The 15,663-nt window shown below is 69.5% G+C and carries 14 protein-coding genes and 1 riboswitch; of the genes, 9 read left to right on the forward strand and 5 right to left on the reverse strand.

Annotation, left to right across the window (positions count from 1 at the left end):
• Positions 1 to 129 precede the first annotated feature (129 nt).
• The 5 genes from AB4Z01_RS12595 to AB4Z01_RS12615 all read left to right on the forward strand — a co-directional run bounded on the left by AB4Z01_RS12595 (position 130) and on the right by AB4Z01_RS12615 (position 4,330).
• Positions 130 to 1,080: an ABC transporter permease gene (locus AB4Z01_RS12595; RefSeq protein WP_441694022.1), complete on the forward strand. Its 951-nt coding sequence runs from the start codon at positions 130 to 132 to the stop codon at positions 1,078 to 1,080.
• Positions 1,077 to 1,943, forward strand: coding sequence for an ABC transporter permease (locus tag AB4Z01_RS12600; protein ID WP_441694025.1), 867 nt, complete (start codon positions 1,077 to 1,079; stop codon positions 1,941 to 1,943). The genes AB4Z01_RS12595 and AB4Z01_RS12600 overlap by 4 nt, the downstream gene beginning before the upstream one ends.
• Before the next feature lie 2 nt (positions 1,944 to 1,945).
• A complete protein-coding gene (locus tag AB4Z01_RS12605; RefSeq protein WP_441694028.1) occupies positions 1,946 to 2,419 on the forward strand; it encodes a GNAT family N-acetyltransferase in 474 nt (157 codons plus the stop codon).
• 71 nt (positions 2,420 to 2,490) lie between these two features.
• Positions 2,491 to 2,567: riboswitch (SAM riboswitch) on the forward strand.
• Between the two features lie 43 nt (positions 2,568 to 2,610).
• Positions 2,611 to 3,819, forward strand: a complete 1,209-nt coding sequence (gene metZ, locus AB4Z01_RS12610) for an O-succinylhomoserine sulfhydrylase (protein ID WP_441694031.1) — start codon at positions 2,611 to 2,613, stop codon at positions 3,817 to 3,819.
• Positions 3,820 to 3,925: 106 nt separating this feature from the next.
• Entirely contained in the window at positions 3,926 to 4,330 is a 405-nt protein-coding gene (locus AB4Z01_RS12615) for an SH3 domain-containing protein (RefSeq protein ID WP_441694034.1), read from the forward strand.
• Between the two features lie 244 nt (positions 4,331 to 4,574).
• On the opposite strand, the gene AB4Z01_RS12620 is transcribed toward AB4Z01_RS12615, so the two are convergent.
• Complete coding sequence (locus tag AB4Z01_RS12620) at positions 4,575 to 7,757, reverse strand: efflux RND transporter permease subunit (RefSeq protein WP_441694037.1); 3,183 nt, start codon at positions 7,755 to 7,757, stop codon at positions 4,575 to 4,577.
• Positions 7,758 to 7,761: 4 nt separating this feature from the next.
• On the reverse strand, positions 7,762 to 8,931 hold the full coding sequence (locus AB4Z01_RS12625; protein ID WP_441694039.1) for an efflux RND transporter periplasmic adaptor subunit: 1,170 nt from the start codon (positions 8,929 to 8,931) through the stop codon (positions 7,762 to 7,764).
• Positions 8,932 to 9,113: 182 nt separating this feature from the next.
• Here AB4Z01_RS12625 and AB4Z01_RS12630 point away from each other — a divergent pair, with 182 nt between their 5' ends.
• Positions 9,114 to 9,731: a hypothetical protein gene (locus AB4Z01_RS12630; protein WP_441694042.1), complete on the forward strand. Its 618-nt coding sequence runs from the start codon at positions 9,114 to 9,116 to the stop codon at positions 9,729 to 9,731.
• Positions 9,732 to 9,745: 14 nt separating this feature from the next.
• Here AB4Z01_RS12630 and AB4Z01_RS12635 read toward each other — a convergent pair whose 3' ends face one another.
• Both AB4Z01_RS12635 and AB4Z01_RS12640 read right to left on the reverse strand, forming a co-directional pair.
• Complete coding sequence (locus tag AB4Z01_RS12635; RefSeq protein ID WP_441694045.1) at positions 9,746 to 10,153, reverse strand: DsrE/DsrF/DrsH-like family protein; 408 nt, start codon at positions 10,151 to 10,153, stop codon at positions 9,746 to 9,748.
• On the reverse strand, positions 10,146 to 10,940 hold the full coding sequence (locus tag AB4Z01_RS12640) for a HesA/MoeB/ThiF family protein (RefSeq protein ID WP_441694047.1): 795 nt from the start codon (positions 10,938 to 10,940) through the stop codon (positions 10,146 to 10,148). Before AB4Z01_RS12640 ends, AB4Z01_RS12635 begins: the two co-directional genes overlap by 8 nt.
• Positions 10,941 to 11,142: 202 nt before the next feature.
• Between AB4Z01_RS12640 and AB4Z01_RS12645 the strand changes: the two genes are divergently transcribed.
• The 3 genes from AB4Z01_RS12645 to AB4Z01_RS12655 all read left to right on the forward strand — a co-directional run bounded on the left by AB4Z01_RS12645 (position 11,143) and on the right by AB4Z01_RS12655 (position 14,922).
• Positions 11,143 to 12,534: a cytochrome ubiquinol oxidase subunit I gene (locus tag AB4Z01_RS12645; protein ID WP_441694050.1), complete on the forward strand. Its 1,392-nt coding sequence runs from the start codon at positions 11,143 to 11,145 to the stop codon at positions 12,532 to 12,534.
• A gap of 4 nt (positions 12,535 to 12,538) precedes the next feature.
• Positions 12,539 to 13,567 (forward strand): cytochrome d ubiquinol oxidase subunit II, encoded by a 1,029-nt coding sequence (cydB, locus tag AB4Z01_RS12650; protein ID WP_441694052.1) that lies wholly within the window; start codon positions 12,539 to 12,541, stop codon positions 13,565 to 13,567.
• A gap of 65 nt (positions 13,568 to 13,632) precedes the next feature.
• On the forward strand, positions 13,633 to 14,922 hold the full coding sequence (locus AB4Z01_RS12655; protein WP_441694055.1) for a cystathionine gamma-synthase family protein: 1,290 nt from the start codon (positions 13,633 to 13,635) through the stop codon (positions 14,920 to 14,922).
• A 79-nt stretch (positions 14,923 to 15,001) separates the two neighbouring features.
• On the opposite strand, the gene AB4Z01_RS12660 is transcribed toward AB4Z01_RS12655, so the two are convergent.
• Positions 15,002 to 15,637, reverse strand: a complete 636-nt coding sequence (locus AB4Z01_RS12660; protein WP_441694058.1) for a TetR/AcrR family transcriptional regulator — start codon at positions 15,635 to 15,637, stop codon at positions 15,002 to 15,004.
• Between the last annotated feature and the right edge of the window lie 26 nt (positions 15,638 to 15,663).

Raw genomic sequence — 15,663 nt, forward strand, 5'->3', positions numbered from 1 at the left:
CCTGTCATCCTCGGGCTTGACCCGAGGATCCAGGGGCGGCTGGAGCGGCTCTCTGTGGCCCCTGGATTGCCGGGTCAAGCCCGGCAATGACAGGGAAAAAATGCCCTGCCATCGTCCTGGTGAGGCGCCATGGCCCGTTTCCTGACCGGGCGGCTGCTCGACCTGCTGGTGGTGCTGTTCGGAGTCTCGGTCGTCGCCTTCCTGATGATCCGGCTGATCCCGGGCGACGCGGTGCAGATCATGCTCGGCGCCAACAGCGAGGTGACGCCGGACCGGATCGAGGCGCTGCGCCAGCGCCTCGGCCTCGACCAGCCGCTGGTGACCCAGTATCTCGCCTGGCTCGGCGGCCTGCTGACCGGCGATCTCGGCACCAGCCTGTGGACCGGCCGGCCGGTCCTGGAGGAGATCACGGCCCGGATCGGCGTCACCATCGAGGTCACGCTGCTGGCGCTGGCCGTCTCGGTGGCGCTGGCGGTGCCGGCCGGCTGCCTGATGGCGTATTTCCGCAACTCCGCCCGCGACTACCTGGTGCGGGTGGTCACCATCGCCGGCGTCACCGTGCCGTCCTTCTGGCTCGGGGCCCTGCTGATCTACCTGTTCCACGGCGTGTTCCCGGCCTTCCCGGCGATCGGCTTCGTGGCGCTGGCCGACGACCCGGTCGGCAACCTGCAGCGCATGCTGCTGCCGACCATCGCCCTGGCCGTGCCGGTGCTGGCGTCGCTGTCGCGCATCGTCCGCTCGGCCATGCTCGACGCGCTGGGGCAGGACTACATCCGCACCGCCCGGGCCAAGGGGGTCAGTGAGCGGGCGGTGGTGTTCGACCACGCCTTCCGCAACGCCATGATCCCCTTCGTCACCGCGCTCGGCATCTCCGCCGGCTATCTGTTCGGCGGCGCCATCGTGGTCGAGCAGGTCTTCGCCCTGCCGGGCCTCGGCCGGCTGATGCTGGGCGCGATCGCGGAGCGCAACTACCCGCTGATCCAGGCGGCGATCCTGCTGGTCACCGCCGGATTCGTGGTCGTGAACTTCGTCACCGACATGCTTTACGCCGCGCTCGACCCGCGGATCGGCCTGCGATGACGGCACCCCTCCCGGAAACCCTGGCGCCGCCGTCGCGCCGCCGCATCCCGGCGCCGCGGCACCCGCTGGTCTGGATCGGCGGGGCGCTGGTGCTGCTGCAGGTCGGGGCGGCGCTGCTGGCGCCCTGGCTCGCGCCGGACGACCCGCTGGCCCAGCATGTGATCCGGCGGATGAAGCCACCCAGCGCCGCGGCCTGGCTCGGCACCGACCAGTTCGGGCGGGACGTGCTGTCGCGCATCCTCTACGGCTACCGCGCCTCGCTCGCCGCCTCGGCCAGCGCGGTGCTGCTGGCGCTGCTGGTCGGCGGCACCCTGGGCGTGGCCGCGGCCTTGCGTGGCGGCTGGCTCGACCGCGCCGGCATGCGGCTGATGGACATCCTGTTCGCCTTCCCGATCATCCTGCTGGCGATCGGCATCGTCGCCGTGCTGGGGCCGGGGGCGACCACCACGGCGCTGGCGATCGGCGTGGTCTACATCCCGGTCTTCGCCCGCCTCTTGCGCGGGCCGGCCCTGGTGGTGGCCGGCAGCCAGTACGTGCTCGGCGCCCGCGCCATCGGGGCGGGGGAGGGGCGGGTGCTGTGGCGCCACGTGCTGCCCAACCTGGCCAGCGTCATCCTGGTGCAGGCCAGCCTGGCCCTGTCCACCGCGATCCTGGTCGAGGCCTCGCTGTCCTTCCTGGGCCTCGGCACCCAGCCGCCGACGCCGTCGCTCGGCCGCATGCTGGCCGAGGCGCGGAGCTACCTGCTGCTGTCGCCCTGGGATTCGATCTTCTCCGGCCTTGCCATCCTGTTGGCGTCTTTCGGCTTCAACCTGCTGGGCGACGGGTTGCGCGACGCGCTCGATCCCAGGCTGCGGGGCAGTTGACGATGGGTGACATCAGGACGATGGCGGCGGTGACGGTCCGGCCGCCGGCGGCGGCGGACCTGCCGGCCGTGGCGCAGGTCGCCTGGCGCAGCACCCGCGCCGCCTTCGAGCACATCCTCCCGGCCGCGATCCTGGACCGCAAGCGGCCGGAGGATTTCGCCCGCCGCTTCGCCGCCCGGCTGCCCGACCTGCGTATCGCGGTCGACACCAAGGGCACGCCGCTCGGCTTCTCGCTGATGACCGGGTCGCATCTCGACATGCTGTTCGTCGACCCGGCGGCGCAGGGCCGGTCGGCCGGCACCGTCCTCCTGGCCGACGCCGTGGCGCGCGGGTGCCGGACGCTGGAGAGCTTCGCCCACAACCGGCTCGCCCGCGGCTTCTACGAGGCCCGCGGCTTCCGCCTCTGCCGCTCCTACCGCAGGCTGTATGAGGGCATCGAGATGCCCTTCGTGCTCTACGCCCTGGCCGAGGGATGACGGGCAGCGTTGCCGGAAACGCATTGCCCGATCGTCGTTTTGCCGATAAGTCTTGGGGCCGTCGTCCTCCCGGGCGGCCCCGTGGTGATTTGAGCCGACCGGCTTGCGGCCACGTTAAACTCCGCTAAAAGGTCGGTTGCGCGCAGGTCCCGCACGCACCGCCTCCCGGTCGGGTCGAGGAGGAGGTCGAGATGGATCGATACGAAGCCCCCAGCGAAGACGAATTCGGCCCCGAGACCGTGCTGGTCCGCGGCGGCACGCGACGAACGCCCTATGGCGAGACCTCCGAGGCGATCTTCCTGACCTCGGGCTTCGTCTATGACAGCGCGGCTGCGGCCGAGGCGCGCTTCACCGGCGACGATCCCGGCTTCGTCTATTCCCGCTACGGCAACCCGACGCTGGAGGTGCTGGAGACGCGCCTGGCCCTGCTGGAAGGGGCGGAGGGCTGTCACGTCACCGCCAGCGGCATGTCGGGGGTGTTCACCGCCCTGTTCTGCCATCTGCGCGGCGGCGACCATGTCGTGGCCAGCCGGGCGCTGTTCGGCTCCTGCTTCTTCATCCTCAACGTCATCCTGCCGCGCTACGGCATCACCACCACCTTCGTCGACGGCGCCGACCTCGCGGCCTGGGAGGCGGCGATGCGGCCGAACACCCGGGCGGTGTTCCTGGAGACGCCGGCCAACCCGACGCTCGATCTGGTCGACGTCGCCGCGGTGGCGAAGATCGCCCATGCCGCCGGCGCCAAGGTGTTCATCGACAACGTCTTTGCCACCCCGCTGGGACAGAAGCCGCTCGAGCTCGGCGCCGATGTGGTGATCTACTCCGCCACCAAGCACATCGACGGCCAGGGCCGGGTGCTGGGCGGCGCGGTCCTCGCCGACAAGAAGTTCCTGACCGACGACTTCCTGCCCTATTACCGGCACACCGGCCCGGCGCTGTCGCCGTTCAACGCCTGGGTGCTGGTGAAGGGGCTGGAGACGCTCGGGCTGCGGGTCGAGCGCCAGGTCGCCAGCGCCCACCGCCTGGCCCGGCTGGTCGAGGCGCATCCGGCCGCCCGTTCGGTGCGCTACCCTTGGCTGGAAAGCCATCCGCATCACGAACTGGCGAAGCGCCAGATGAAGAACGGCGGGACGCTGGTCTCCCTGGACCTCGGCAGCAAGGCGGCGGCCTTCGCCTTTCTCGACGCGCTGCAGCTGGTCGATATCTCGAACAATCTCGGCGACACCAAGTCGCTCGCCACCCACCCGACCACCACCACCCACCGGGCGATGGAGGCGGCGGACCGCGCCGCCATGGGCATCACCGACGGGCTGGTGCGGCTGTCGATCGGCCTCGAGGGCATCGAGGACCTGGAGCGCGACCTGTCCCGTGCCTTGGACGCGGCGAAGCACGCCGGCTGACGGTATGGGGGTGAGGCACGGCGCCGCGCCCCGCTCATCCGGCGACCGGATTCCGGCTCTGCCGCGTTGAGGCGGACGAAGGGGGATCTCGATCCCTGGAGTTCGCATGATGAGATGGAAGCTCGCCTTGGCCGCGATGGCCGGGCTGGCGCTGACGGCCCTGACGGCGACGGCCGCCGATGCCGCGCCGGGCTACACCACCGCCCCGGCCCGGCTGCGCGCCGGTCCGGGCGCCGACTACCCGACGGTGGCGCGGCTGCGGCCGGGCGTGCCGGTGCAGATCTTCGGCTGCGTCGATGGCTGGGCCTGGTGCGACATCGGCGTCGGCCCCGACCGCGGCTGGGCGAATGGCCGCTTCCTGGCGGCGGATGTGCAGCATCGCCGCCGGGTCATCGTCGAGGCCGCGCCGGTGATCGGCGTGCCGGTGATCCGGTTCGACGCCGGCCCCTACTGGGACAACTATTATCGCGGCCGGCCCTGGTACCACGACCGCGGCCGCTGGGCGCATTAAGCCGGATCGGAAGTCCGGTCGTCCTGCGGAGTTGTTGCCTCTCCCGTTTACGGGAGAGGTCGGAGACGCGGAGCGGCTCCGGGTGAGGGCTCTTTGTCGAGGCCCGGGCCAGCCCTCACCCGGTCGTCCTGCCGACGCCCGACCTCTCCCGCCAGGCGGGAGAGGCAATCGGTGTGCTTGAGCCGAAGTAGTTGCGTTCTGGCAGCCAAAGTGAAAGGGCGGCTCCCGCAGGAGCCGCCCTGTTTCATTCGGCCGGCGTGCTTGGCGCCTCGGCCCGCGGCTTCGGCGCGATCGAGCCGCCCAGCAGCTTCTCATGCACCCATTCGCGGACATGCTGCAGGGTGACGTACAACATCGGGATCAGGAAGATGCCGATCGCCGAGGCCGCGATCATGCCGCCGAACACCGAGGTGCCGACACCGCGCCGGCTGGCCGCGGCCGCGCCCGCCGCCGTCACCAGCGGCACCAGGCCCAGAATGAAGGCGAAGCTGGTCATCATCACCGGCCGGAAGCGCAGCCGGGCGCCCTCGATCGCGGCCTCGGCGATCGACGACCCCTCCTCGCGCTTGGCTTTGGCGAATTCGACGATCAGGATGCCGTTCTTGCTGGCCAGCGCGATCAGCACGACGATGCCGATCTGGGCGTAGACGTCGTTCGACAGGCCGGCGATCCAAAGCGCCGCCATGCCGCCGACGATGCCGACGATGACCGACAGCAGCACGCCGATCGGGATCGACCAGCTCTCGTACAGCGCCACCAGGAACAGATAGGCGAACAGCACGGCGAGGCCGAGGATGAAGCCGGTCTGGCCGGCCGCCTCCAGCTCCTGCAGCGCGGTGCCGGTCCATTCGAAGCCGTAGCCGGCCGGCAGGGTGGCGGCCGATGCCTTGGTCATCGCCGCCAGCGATTCGCCCGAGCTGAAGCCCGGCGCGGCGCTGCCCAGGATGTTCACCGCCCGATAGTTGTTGTAGCGGGTGATGAACAGCGGCCCGAGCTGCTGCTGCGCGTCGACCAGTGACCGCATCGGCACCATCTGGCCGGTCGAGGAGCGGACATAGATCCGGTAGATGTCGTCGACCGTGCGGCGGTCGTTGGCCTCGCCCTGGGCGATCACCTGCCAGGTGCGGCCGAACAGGTTGAAGTCGTTGATGTAGAAGCCGCCCAGCGTCGCCTGCAGCGCGTTGAAGATGGCGCTGACGCCGACGCCGAGATTCTGCGCCTTCTCGCGGTCCAGGTTCAGGAAGATCTGCGGCGTGTTGGCGTTGTAGGAGGTGAAGACCTGGGCCAGGCCCGGCGTCTGGTTGGCGGCCACCACCAGCCCCTGCGCCACCGCCGCCAGCTCGTTCGGGCTTTTGCCCTCGAGATCCTCGAGCTGGTACTGGAAGCCGCCGGCGGTGCCCAGGCCGATGATCGGCGGCAGGTTCAGGGGGATGATCAGCGCGTCGCGGACGCCTGCGGTGCGGATCGCCACCTGGCGGATCACGTTGAACACCGTGATCCCTTCCTTGACCCGCTCGTCGAACGGCTTCAGCGCCACCACCAGGAAGGCGGCGTTCGGCTCGGCCAGGCCGTCGATGAAGCTGCGGCCGACCACGCCGGTGATGTCGGCAACGCCGGGGATGTCCCTGACCAGCGCCTCGACCTGCTCGGTCACCTGGGTGGTGCGGCTGATCGCGGCGGCGGCCGGCAGCTTCATCTCGACGAAGAACAGGCCCTGGTCCTCGTCCGGCAGGAAGCCGGTCGGGGTGGCGCTGTTGAGCAGCCAGGCCAGGCCGCCGAAGGCCGCGATCAGCGCGATCGACAGCACCGCCATCCGCACCAGCCGGGCAACGATCCAGGCATAGCCGTCGCGCACCTTGTCGATGCCGCCGGACACCCGGCCCATGACCCGGCCGTACAGCCCCGGGCGGTGGCCGGGCCGGTGCGGCTTCAGGAACACGCCGCACAGGGCCGGGCTCAGCGTCAGCGCGTTCAGGGCCGAGATCAGCATCGCCACCGACACGGTAACGGCGAATTGCGAGTACAGCTCGCCGGTGATGCCGGGGATGAAGCCGACCGGCACGAACACCGACAGCAGTACCAGGGTGATGGCGATGATCGGCGCGGTGATCTCGCGCATCGCCAGCTTGGTCGCCTCCTTGGCCGGCAGCCCGGTCTCGGCCATCACCCGCTCGACGTTCTCGACCACGACGATGGCGTCGTCGACGACGATGCCGATCGCCAGGATCATCGCGAACATCGAGATGGTGTTGGCGGAGAAGCCGAAGGCCAGCAGCACCGCGAAGGTGCCGACCAGCGACACCGGCACCGCGATGATCGGGATCAGCGTGGCGCGCAGGTTGCCGAGGAACACGAACACCACGATCGCGACCAGCACGAAGGCTTCCAGCAGGGTCTTGATCACCTCGCCGATGGTCTCGGTGACGAAGACGGTGGTGTCGTAGGTGATCCGGTAGTCGACGCCGGCGGGGAACCGCTCTTTCAGCCGCTCCATCTCCGCCCGCACGCCCTCGGCCGCCGAGACGGCGTTGGAGCCGGGCGACTGGTAGATGCCGATCACCGCGGCCGGCGCGCCGTTCAGCCGGGCGGTGGTGTCGTAGGACTGGGCGTTCAGCTCCAGCCGCGCCACGTCCTTCAGCCGCACCACCGACCCGTCCGGGTTGGCGCGCAGGATGATGTCCTCGAACTGCTTGACGTCGGTCAGCCGGCCCAGGGTCTGCAGCGTCACCTGGATCTGCTGGTTGTCCGGCATCGGCTGGGCGCCCAGGCGGCCGACGGCGGCCTGCACGTTCTGGCCCTGCACCGCGGTGACGATGTCGTTCGGGGTCAGGCCGAAGCTGGTCAACTGATCGGTGCTGTACCAGATCCGCATCGCGTAGTTCAGGGTGCCGAACAGCGACGCCTGGCCGACGCCGCTGACGCGGGCCAGCGAATCGACCACGTTGATGATCGCGTAGTTGTTCAGGAACAGCGCGTCCTGGCTCTTGTCCGGCGAATACAGGGTGACCAGCTGCAGGATCGCCGAGGACTGCTTTTTCACCGTCAGTCCCTGGGCCGTCACCTCGCTCGGCAGCTTCGGCTCGGCCAGGGCGACGCGGTTCTGGACGTTGACGGTGTTGATGTCCGGGTCGGTGCCGACGGCGAAGCTGATGGTCAGCGAGTACGAGCCGTCGCTGCCGCTGGTCGACGACATGTACAGCATGTTGTCGACGCCGTTGACCTGGGCCTCGATCGGCTGCGCCACGGTCGATTCGACCACCGCGGCGCTGGCGCCGGGATAGGCGCCGCTGACCGACACCTGCGGCGGCACGATGTCGGGGAACTGCGCGATCGGGATGCTGCGGATCGCGATCAGCCCGGCCAGGGTGATGACGATCGCGATGACGATCGCGAAGCGCGGGCGATCGACGAAGATCGAGGACAGCATCGGGTCACTTCCCCGCCGGCTTGGCCGGCGTTGCGTCGGCTGCCGCAGGGGCGGGGTTGACCTCCTGGCCCGGCCGCACCTTCTGCACGCCGTCGACGATGACGACGTCGCCGTCGTTCAGCCCCTGCTGCACCACCACGTCGGCGCCCTGGTTGGGGCCGGTGGTGATGTGCTTGGCGGCCGCCTTGTTACCCTCGCCGACCACCAGCACATAGCTGCCGGTCTGGTCGGTCAGGATCGCGCGCTGCGGGATGACCAGCGCCTCGACCGGGTCTTTCCGCTCCGCCGTCACCCGGGCGTACTGCCCGTCGGTCAGGATCCGGTTCGGGTTCTGGAACACCGCCCGCACCATCAGCGTGTCGGTGTTCTGGTCGACCTTGACGTCGGTGAAGTCGATCTTGCCGGTCTGCGGGTATTCCGACCCGTTGGCCAGGGTCAGCTTCACCACCACGTCCTGCGGCTCGACCCTGCCGGACCCGCTGGCCTGCTGCACGTCCTGGATGAAGCGGTCGCTGACCGGGAAGACGACGTAGATCGGGTCCTGGCTGACGATGGTGGCCAGCGTCCCGGTGCTCGGCCCCACCAGCGCGCCGACGCTGTAGGCCGAAATGCCGACGCGCCCGTCGAACGGCGCCTTGATGTCGGTGTAGCCGAAATTGATCTGCGCCTGCTCCAGCGCCGCCTGGTTCTGCTGCACCGATGCCACCGCCGATTTCTCCGTCGCGATGCGGTCGTCCAGCGTCGCCTGCGAGACGTTCTGGTTCTTGATCAGCTCGCGGGCCCGGTCGGTCTGCAGCTTGGCGTTGTCGGCGGTGGCCTGGGCGCTGGCCAGGTTGGCCTGGGCCTGGTCGACCGCGGCCTGGTAGGTGTCCTTCTCCAGCACGAACAGCTGCTGGCCGGCCTTCACCTCCTGGCCTTCGGTGTAGTTGCGCTGCTGCAGGAAGCCCTCGACCCGGGCCACCAGGTCCACCTTGTTCACCGCCTGGACCCGGCCGACGAAGGTGACGCCCGCGGCCACCGGCCGCTTGGCGGCGGTGACGACGCCGACGGCCGGCGGCGGCATCTGCGGCGCCTGGGCCTGCTTCTCGGAGGATTCGTTGCAGCCGGCGAGGAGGAGAAGGCCGAAGGCGATGGCGGGGGCGCGATGTCGGCGCGCAATCCAGGATCCCGTCATGATGGGCCCGTCTCCTTCGGCTTTGATCAGAATATGTGTTTATGCTCTGTTGCGCCGCAGGCGCCCAATCCCGTGCACGGTATCATTGTTTTGCTGTCGGGAAAGCATCTTGCAGATATTGCGCGAGCGGAACAGTGAGACCGACCGCGGGTTGAGCAAGCAATGAGGTCTGGAGGATTGTGATGAGGTTTCGGCCGACTCTGATCGCGCTCGCCGTGGCGGCGGTTGCGACTGCCGCTCAGGCCCAGAGCTCGCTGCTGAACGATGACCCGTTGACGCTGCCCGGCCGGTCGGCGTCGACTCCTACCCCGGCCCAGCCGCTGGTCAAGCCGGGCATCCCGTCGCGGCCGGAACAGCCGATGGCGGCGCCCGCGGCGCTCCCGGCGGCCCCTGCGGCGCCGGCCGTCCAGGATGCGGGACGCACCGTCCGGCTCGAGCAGGAGCAGGCGCATCCGAGCGGCGTGGCGATGATGCTGACCGGCATCACCTACCGGGCCGACAGCATCATCGTCTCCGCCAGCATCCTCAACCGGTCCGACCGGTCGGTCTCGCTCAACCGCGGCGGCAGCAGCCTGGTCCTGGTGGACGACAGGGGCCGCAGCCATCCCTTCGTGCCGCCGGCCGACAATCCGGAGGTCCAGGTCTCCCCGCGCTCGCGGGTGACCGCCAGCTTCGTCTTCGCCGGACCGCTCACCGGCAATACCCGGTCGATGCAGCTCTCGACCAACGGTCCGTCGGGCAGCCGCAACGACCGGTTGACCTCGGCGCCGGCCTTCCAGTTCCGCGTGCCTGTTTCCTGAGAGACTCGACCGGGTCAGATGAACAGCAGCTGGCCGTCGCGCGGCGATTCGGCCAGCAGGGTGACGACGCCGGCGATCTCGGCCGGCACCGCCAGCTCGGCTGGGGTGAGGCCAAGCGCGCGCAGCCCCATCTCGCAGGCGACGAAGCGCACGCTCAGCGCCTGGCAGGCCTCCAGCAGCTCGGTGAAGGTCGCCACCCGGCGGGCGGCGAACTCCGCCTCCTGCGCCTCGGCGCCGCCATCCAGCCGGCGCCAGCCCTCGGGCAGCAGCGCCCGCAGCGCCGGGCCGGTGAAGAACAGCGTCGCCCGGCGGTTGGTCGCGGCGGCGGCGCTGGCCAGAACCAGGGCGTAATGCACGCGGTCGAAGCGGCCGTCGAACACCACGATCGACAGCGCGCCGATTCCCGCCGGCCCCTCAGCCATGGTGATGCGACAGGTCGGTCATCGTCGGGTTGTCACCGCACAACGGGCAGTCCGGGTCGCGCGGCAGGGCGATCTCGCGCAGCCGCGCCTCCAGCGCATCGTACAGCAGCAGGCGGCCGGACAGGCCCTCGCCGATGCCCAGGATCTCCTTGATCGTCTCGATCGCCTGCATCGACCCCAGCACGCCGGGCAGCGCGCCGAACACGCCGGCCTCCGAGCAGCTCGGCACCGTGCCCGGGTCGGGCGGCGCCGGGAACAGGCAGCGGTAGCAGGGGTGCGGGTCGCCGAGATGCGCCTTGAAGGTCGATAGCTGCGCCTCGAAGCGCAGCATCGCGGCCGAGACCAGCGGCCGCTGCGCCAGGTAGCAGGCATCGTTCAGCAGGTAGCGGGTGGCGAAGTTGTCGCTGCCGTCGACCACGATGTCGAAGGCGGCCACCCGCTCCAGCGCCGAGGCCGCGGTCAGCCGCTCGGCGAAGCGCTCGACCATGACCTCGGGGTTCAGCGCCTGCAGCCGGGCGGTGGCGCTGTCGACCTTGAGCTGGCCCAGCGTGGTGGTGTCGTGCACCACCTGGCGCTGCAGGTTGGACAGCTCGACCAGGTCGTCGTCATACAGCCCGATGGTGCCGATCCCGGCGGCGGCGAGGTACAGCAGCAGGGGCGAGCCGAGGCCGCCGGCGCCGATCACCAGCACCCGGGCGGCCAGCAGCTTTTCCTGACCCTTGCCGCCGACCTCGGGCAGCAGGATGTGGCGCGCATAGCGCTTGATCTGGGCGTCGGTGAAGCTCATGGCCGGAGCATAGCCCCGCGCCCGCGGCCTGAACAGCCGGGGTAGCACGCTCGACCGCTTCGCTGCGCTGCGACGTGTCGCCCGGCTGGGACCTTGTGGCGCGTCGGGAAGTGCGTGGGCGATCGATGGAATCGTGGCATATTCTTTCCGGGCCAAGAAATAAGGCAACCGGAGTCGGGTCGGTTGCCGACGGAGAATTGTCATGGATCTCGATCCAGTCCTCCTGTCGCGGTTCCAGTTCGGCTTCGTCATGTCGTTCCACTTCCTGTTCCCGGCCTTCACCATCGGGGTGGCCAGCTGGCTGGCGGTGCTCGAGGCGCTGTGGCTGAAGACCGGGCGGGCCGAATTCCGCATCCTGTACAAGTTCTGGATCAAGATCTTCGCCGTCTCCTTCGGCGTCGGCGTGGTCACCGGCATCGTCATGACCTACCAGTTCGGCACCAATTGGAGCGAGCTGTCGCGGATCGGCGGCAGCATCCTCGGGCCGCTGCTGGGCTACGAGGTGGTGATGGCCTTCTTCCTCGAGGCCGGCTTCCTCGGCATCATGCTGTTCGGCTGGGACAAGGTGCCGCGCGCGGTCCATCTCGCCGCCACCTGCGCCGTCGCGGTCGGCACCGCGACCTCCGCCTTCTGGATCCTGTCGGCAAACTCCTTCCTGCACACCCCCGCCGGCTACGAGGTCGTGAACGGCATATTGGAGCCGACCGACTGGCTGGCCATCGTGTTCAACCCGTCCTTCCCGATCCGCTTCCTGCACACCGTCACCGCCGCCTACCTGACCACCGCCTTCGTCATCATCGGCGTCTCGGCCTGGTACCTGCTGCGCGGCCGCGCCGTGCTCGAATCGCGCCAGGCCTTCTCGATGGGGCTGTGGCTGATCGCGGTGCTGACGCCGCTGCAGATCATCCTCGGCGACCAGTCGGGGCTGGAGGTGCGGGCGCACCAGCCGGCCAAGCTGGCGGCGATCGAGGCGCATTGGCAGACCGGCGGCGACGTGCCGCTGATCCTGTTCGCCTGGCCGGACCAGGCCGGCGAGAAGAACGACTTCACGATCGAGATCCCGCATATCGGCTCGCTGATCCTGACCCACAGCTGGGGCGGGTCGGTGCAGGGGCTGAAGGATTTCCCGCCCGACCAGCGGCCGCCGGTCGCGATCGTGTTCTGGACCTTCCGGATCATGGTCGGCCTCGGCTTCCTGATGCTCGGCGCCGGGCTGCTGGGACTGGTGCTGCGGGCGACCGGCCGGCTCTACGACAGCCGCTGGTTCCAGCGCATCATGGTGGCGATGATCCCGTCCGGCTTCGCCGCCGTGATTGCCGGCTGGTACACCACCGAGATCGGGCGCCAGCCCTGGGTGGTGCAGGGCCTGCTGCGCACCGAGAACGCCCATTCGCCGGTCGGCGGCGGCAGCGTGCTGCTGTCGGTCGTCCTGTTCGTGCTGATCTACGCCATGCTGCTCGGCTCCGCCGTCTACTACATCGTCAAGCTGATCCGGATCGGGCCCGAGGCGCCGGAGGCGGACCGCGAGGAGACCGGCAAGACCCCGGCGCGGCCGTTCTCGCTGCCGGACGCATCCCTCGAGGCCGGGGAGTGACGCCATGACACCGGATGTCTGGACCATCGCCACCGTCCTGCCGCTGATCTGGGCCGCGATCGCCGCCGGCGGCGTGTTCATGTATGTGCTGATGGACGGGTTCGACCTCGGCGTCGGCATCCTCTTCCCCTGGGCGCATGGCGAGGAGGACCGCGACCTGATGATGAACTCGGTCGCGCCGATCTGGGACGGCAACGAGACCTGGCTGGTGCTCGGCGGCGTCATCCTGATGGCGGCCTTCCCGGCGGCCTTCGCGATCATCCTGCCGGCGGTGTACCTGCCGATCACCTTCATGGTGATGGGGCTGATCTTCCGCGGCGTCGCCTTCGAGTTCCGGTTCAAGGCCCATACCAGCAAATGGCTGTGGACCGTGGCCTTCGCCGGCGGCAGCCTGTTCGCCACCTTCTTCCAGGGCGTGGTGCTGGGCACCTTCGTCCAGGGCTTCCCGCTGGCTGGCGGGCACTATGCCGGCGGCGCCCTCCACTGGCTTTCGCCCTTCAGCCTGATGACCGGCGTGGCGCTGGTGTTCGGCTACGGCCTGATCGGCGCCGGCTGGCTGGTGATGAAGACCGAAGGCCCGCTGCAGGCCTGGGCCCGCCGCGCCATGGCCCGGCTGCTGCTCGCGGTGCTGTTCTTCATGGCCGTGGTCAGCCTGTGGGTGCCCCTGCTCGACCAGGCCATCAGCCAGCGCTGGTTCACCTGGCCCAACATCGCCTGGTTCGCGCCGGTGCCGATCCTGGTGGTGCTGTTCGCCTGGCGGCTGTGGCTGTCGCTGCAGCGCGGGTCCGACTACGGGCCGTTCCTGTACACCATGGCGCTGTTCGTGCTCGGCTACACCGGCTTGGCGATCAGCCTGTTCCCCAAGGTGGTGCCGCCCGACCTGACCCTCTGGGACGTCGCCGCGCCGGCCTCGTCGCAGCTGTTCCTGCTGGTCGGCGTGCTGTTCCTGATCCCGGTGATCCTGGTCTACACCACCTATTCCTACTGGGTGTTCCGCGGCAAGGTCCGCCCCGGCGAGGGCTATGATCACTGAGCCATGGGCGCGGCAGGGCGATCCGGGGTAGTCTCCGCGCCAACACGCCTTTCAGGAGAATCGCCATGGCCGGATCGGGCTACCGCAAGGACCGCATCGGCAACCACAAGCTGCACCCCGAGACGCTGATGCTCGGCTATGGCTACGACCCGACCCTGTCCGAGGGCGCGGTCAAGCAGCCGGTGTTCCTGACCTCGACCTTCGTCTTCAAATCGGCCGAGGATGGGCGCGACTTCTTCGACTACACCGCCGGCCGGCGCGAGCCGAAGCCGGGCGTCGATGCCGGGCTGGTCTACACCCGCTTCAACCACCCCAACAGCGAGATCGTCGAGGACCGGCTGGCGATCTATGAGGGCGCCGAGGCGGCGGGCATCTTCTCCAGCGGCATGTCGGCGATCGCCACGACGCTGCTGGCCTTCGCCCGGCCGGGCGACGTGATCCTGCACAGCCAGCCGCTCTACGGCGGCACCGAGACCCTGATCGCGCGCACGCTGTCGCCGTTCCAGATCGGCGCGGTCGGCTTCCCGGACGGGGTCGACGGCGGCGTGATCCGCAAGGCGGCGGACGAGGCGGTGGCCAAGGGCCGGGTCTCGGTGATCCTGGTCGAATCGCCGTCGAACCCGCTCAACACCCTGGTCGATCTCGAGCTGGTGCGCGCCGTGGCCGACGAGATCGGGGCGAAGCAGGGCCACACCCCGGTGGTGGTCTGCGACAATACCCTGCTGGGCCCGATCTTCCAGAAGCCGATCCGGCACGGCACCGACATCGTGGTCTATTCCCTGACCAAATATGTCGGCGGCCACAGCGACCTGGTGGCCGGCGCGGTCCTCGGCCGGCGCGACCAGATCCGCCAGGTCAAGCTGCTGCGCGGCGCCATCGGCACCCAGCTCGACCCGCATTCGGCCTGGATGATCGCGCGGTCGCTGGAGACGCTGTCGCTGCGCATGACCGCGGCCTGCCGCAACGCCGAGACCGTGACCCGGTTCCTGGCCGAGCATCCGCAGGTCGCCGCGGTCTACTACCCGGCGCTGCTGCCGGAGGGCAGCCCGGAGCGGGCGGTGTTCGACCGGCAATGCACCGGCGCCGGCACCACCTTCTCCTTCGACATCAAGGGCGGCGAGGCCGAGGCCTTCCGCTTCCTCAACGCGCTGCGCATCTTCAAGCTTGCGGTCAGCCTCGGCGGCACCGAATCCCTGGTCTGCCACCCGGCGACCACGGTGCATTCCGGCGTGCCGAAGGAAACGCGGGAGCGGATCGGCATCTCCGACGCCACCATCCGCGTCTCGATCGGCATCGAGCATGTCGAGGACCTGGTCGCCGACCTGACCCAGGCCCTGGCCGCCAGCGCAGGCTGACCTCCGCCACGCGTCGGACGAGGTCCGATTGCCTCGCCCGCTCGCAAGATCTTTTCGGAACGCCGCGACCCGCTCTTCCTTAGTCCCCCCTCCCCTTGCGGGAGGGGGTTAGGGGGAGGGGTTTGGCGCTCGCCCCCGTCTGCACACGAAGGCCGTCGACGAAGACATCCAGCAGCTTCAGCACGGTTCGCTGCCAGCCGGGCTGGTCGTGCATGTAGCACATGCCCACGAGCGCGCGCAGGAGGTCCTCGGCGCCGATATCGGGGCGGATCTCGCCGGCCGAGACGGCTTGGTCCAGCAGCGTGCCGACGGCTTTGGTCAGGCGATCGAATGTGTAGGCATAGAGCTCTGACCGGCCATGCGCGGCAAGCGCCAGCGCCGCCAGCATGCCCTTCTTCGTCGCGACCAGGTCGACATTGGATCTGAGCCAGGAGCGCAACGCATCGACAGGCGCCGCCTCTCCCTTCAACTGCTCGGCCAATGCCCCGAGCTGCTCCACCTCGCGTCGATAGACAGCCTCGAACAAGGCGTCACGGGTCGGGAAGTGCCGGTACAGGGTGCCGATGCCGACCCCGGCCTGCCTTGCCACGGCCTCGAGGCTGGCTCCCGGTCCGCCGGCGCTGAACACGGCCTTCGCAGCTTCCAGCACGCGCTCGCGATTGCGAGCCGCGTCGGCGCGCGGCTTGCGGGTGGTCTTTGCCGAGTTCTCTTCCATATTCCTCGTCCGGGCGCCCTTCCTGC

The organism is Inquilinus sp. YAF38 (assembly GCF_052113205.1).
Taxonomy (GTDB): Bacteria; Pseudomonadota; Alphaproteobacteria; order DSM-16000; family Inquilinaceae; genus Inquilinus.

Bases quoted from the DNA above. Each gene is read 5' to 3' on its own strand.
- AB4Z01_RS12595 (WP_441694022.1), top strand. From the start codon at position 130: ATGGCCCGTTTCCTGACCGGGCGGCTGCTCGACCTGCTGGTGGTGCTG.
- AB4Z01_RS12600 (WP_441694025.1), top strand. From the start codon at position 1,077: ATGACGGCACCCCTCCCGGAAACCCTGGCGCCGCCGTCGCGCCGCCGC.
- AB4Z01_RS12605 (WP_441694028.1), top strand. From the start codon at position 1,946: ATGGGTGACATCAGGACGATGGCGGCGGTGACGGTCCGGCCGCCGGCG.
- metZ (WP_441694031.1), top strand. From the start codon at position 2,611: ATGGATCGATACGAAGCCCCCAGCGAAGACGAATTCGGCCCCGAGACC.
- AB4Z01_RS12615 (WP_441694034.1), top strand. From the start codon at position 3,926: ATGATGAGATGGAAGCTCGCCTTGGCCGCGATGGCCGGGCTGGCGCTG.
- AB4Z01_RS12620 (WP_441694037.1), bottom strand. From the start codon at position 7,757: ATGCTGTCCTCGATCTTCGTCGATCGCCCGCGCTTCGCGATCGTCATC.
- AB4Z01_RS12625 (WP_441694039.1), bottom strand. From the start codon at position 8,931: ATGACGGGATCCTGGATTGCGCGCCGACATCGCGCCCCCGCCATCGCC.
- AB4Z01_RS12630 (WP_441694042.1), top strand. From the start codon at position 9,114: ATGAGGTTTCGGCCGACTCTGATCGCGCTCGCCGTGGCGGCGGTTGCG.
- AB4Z01_RS12635 (WP_441694045.1), bottom strand. From the start codon at position 10,153: ATGGCTGAGGGGCCGGCGGGAATCGGCGCGCTGTCGATCGTGGTGTTC.
- AB4Z01_RS12640 (WP_441694047.1), bottom strand. From the start codon at position 10,940: ATGAGCTTCACCGACGCCCAGATCAAGCGCTATGCGCGCCACATCCTG.
- AB4Z01_RS12645 (WP_441694050.1), top strand. From the start codon at position 11,143: ATGGATCTCGATCCAGTCCTCCTGTCGCGGTTCCAGTTCGGCTTCGTC.
- cydB (WP_441694052.1), top strand. From the start codon at position 12,539: ATGACACCGGATGTCTGGACCATCGCCACCGTCCTGCCGCTGATCTGG.
- AB4Z01_RS12655 (WP_441694055.1), top strand. From the start codon at position 13,633: ATGGCCGGATCGGGCTACCGCAAGGACCGCATCGGCAACCACAAGCTG.
- AB4Z01_RS12660 (WP_441694058.1), bottom strand. From the start codon at position 15,637: ATGGAAGAGAACTCGGCAAAGACCACCCGCAAGCCGCGCGCCGACGCG.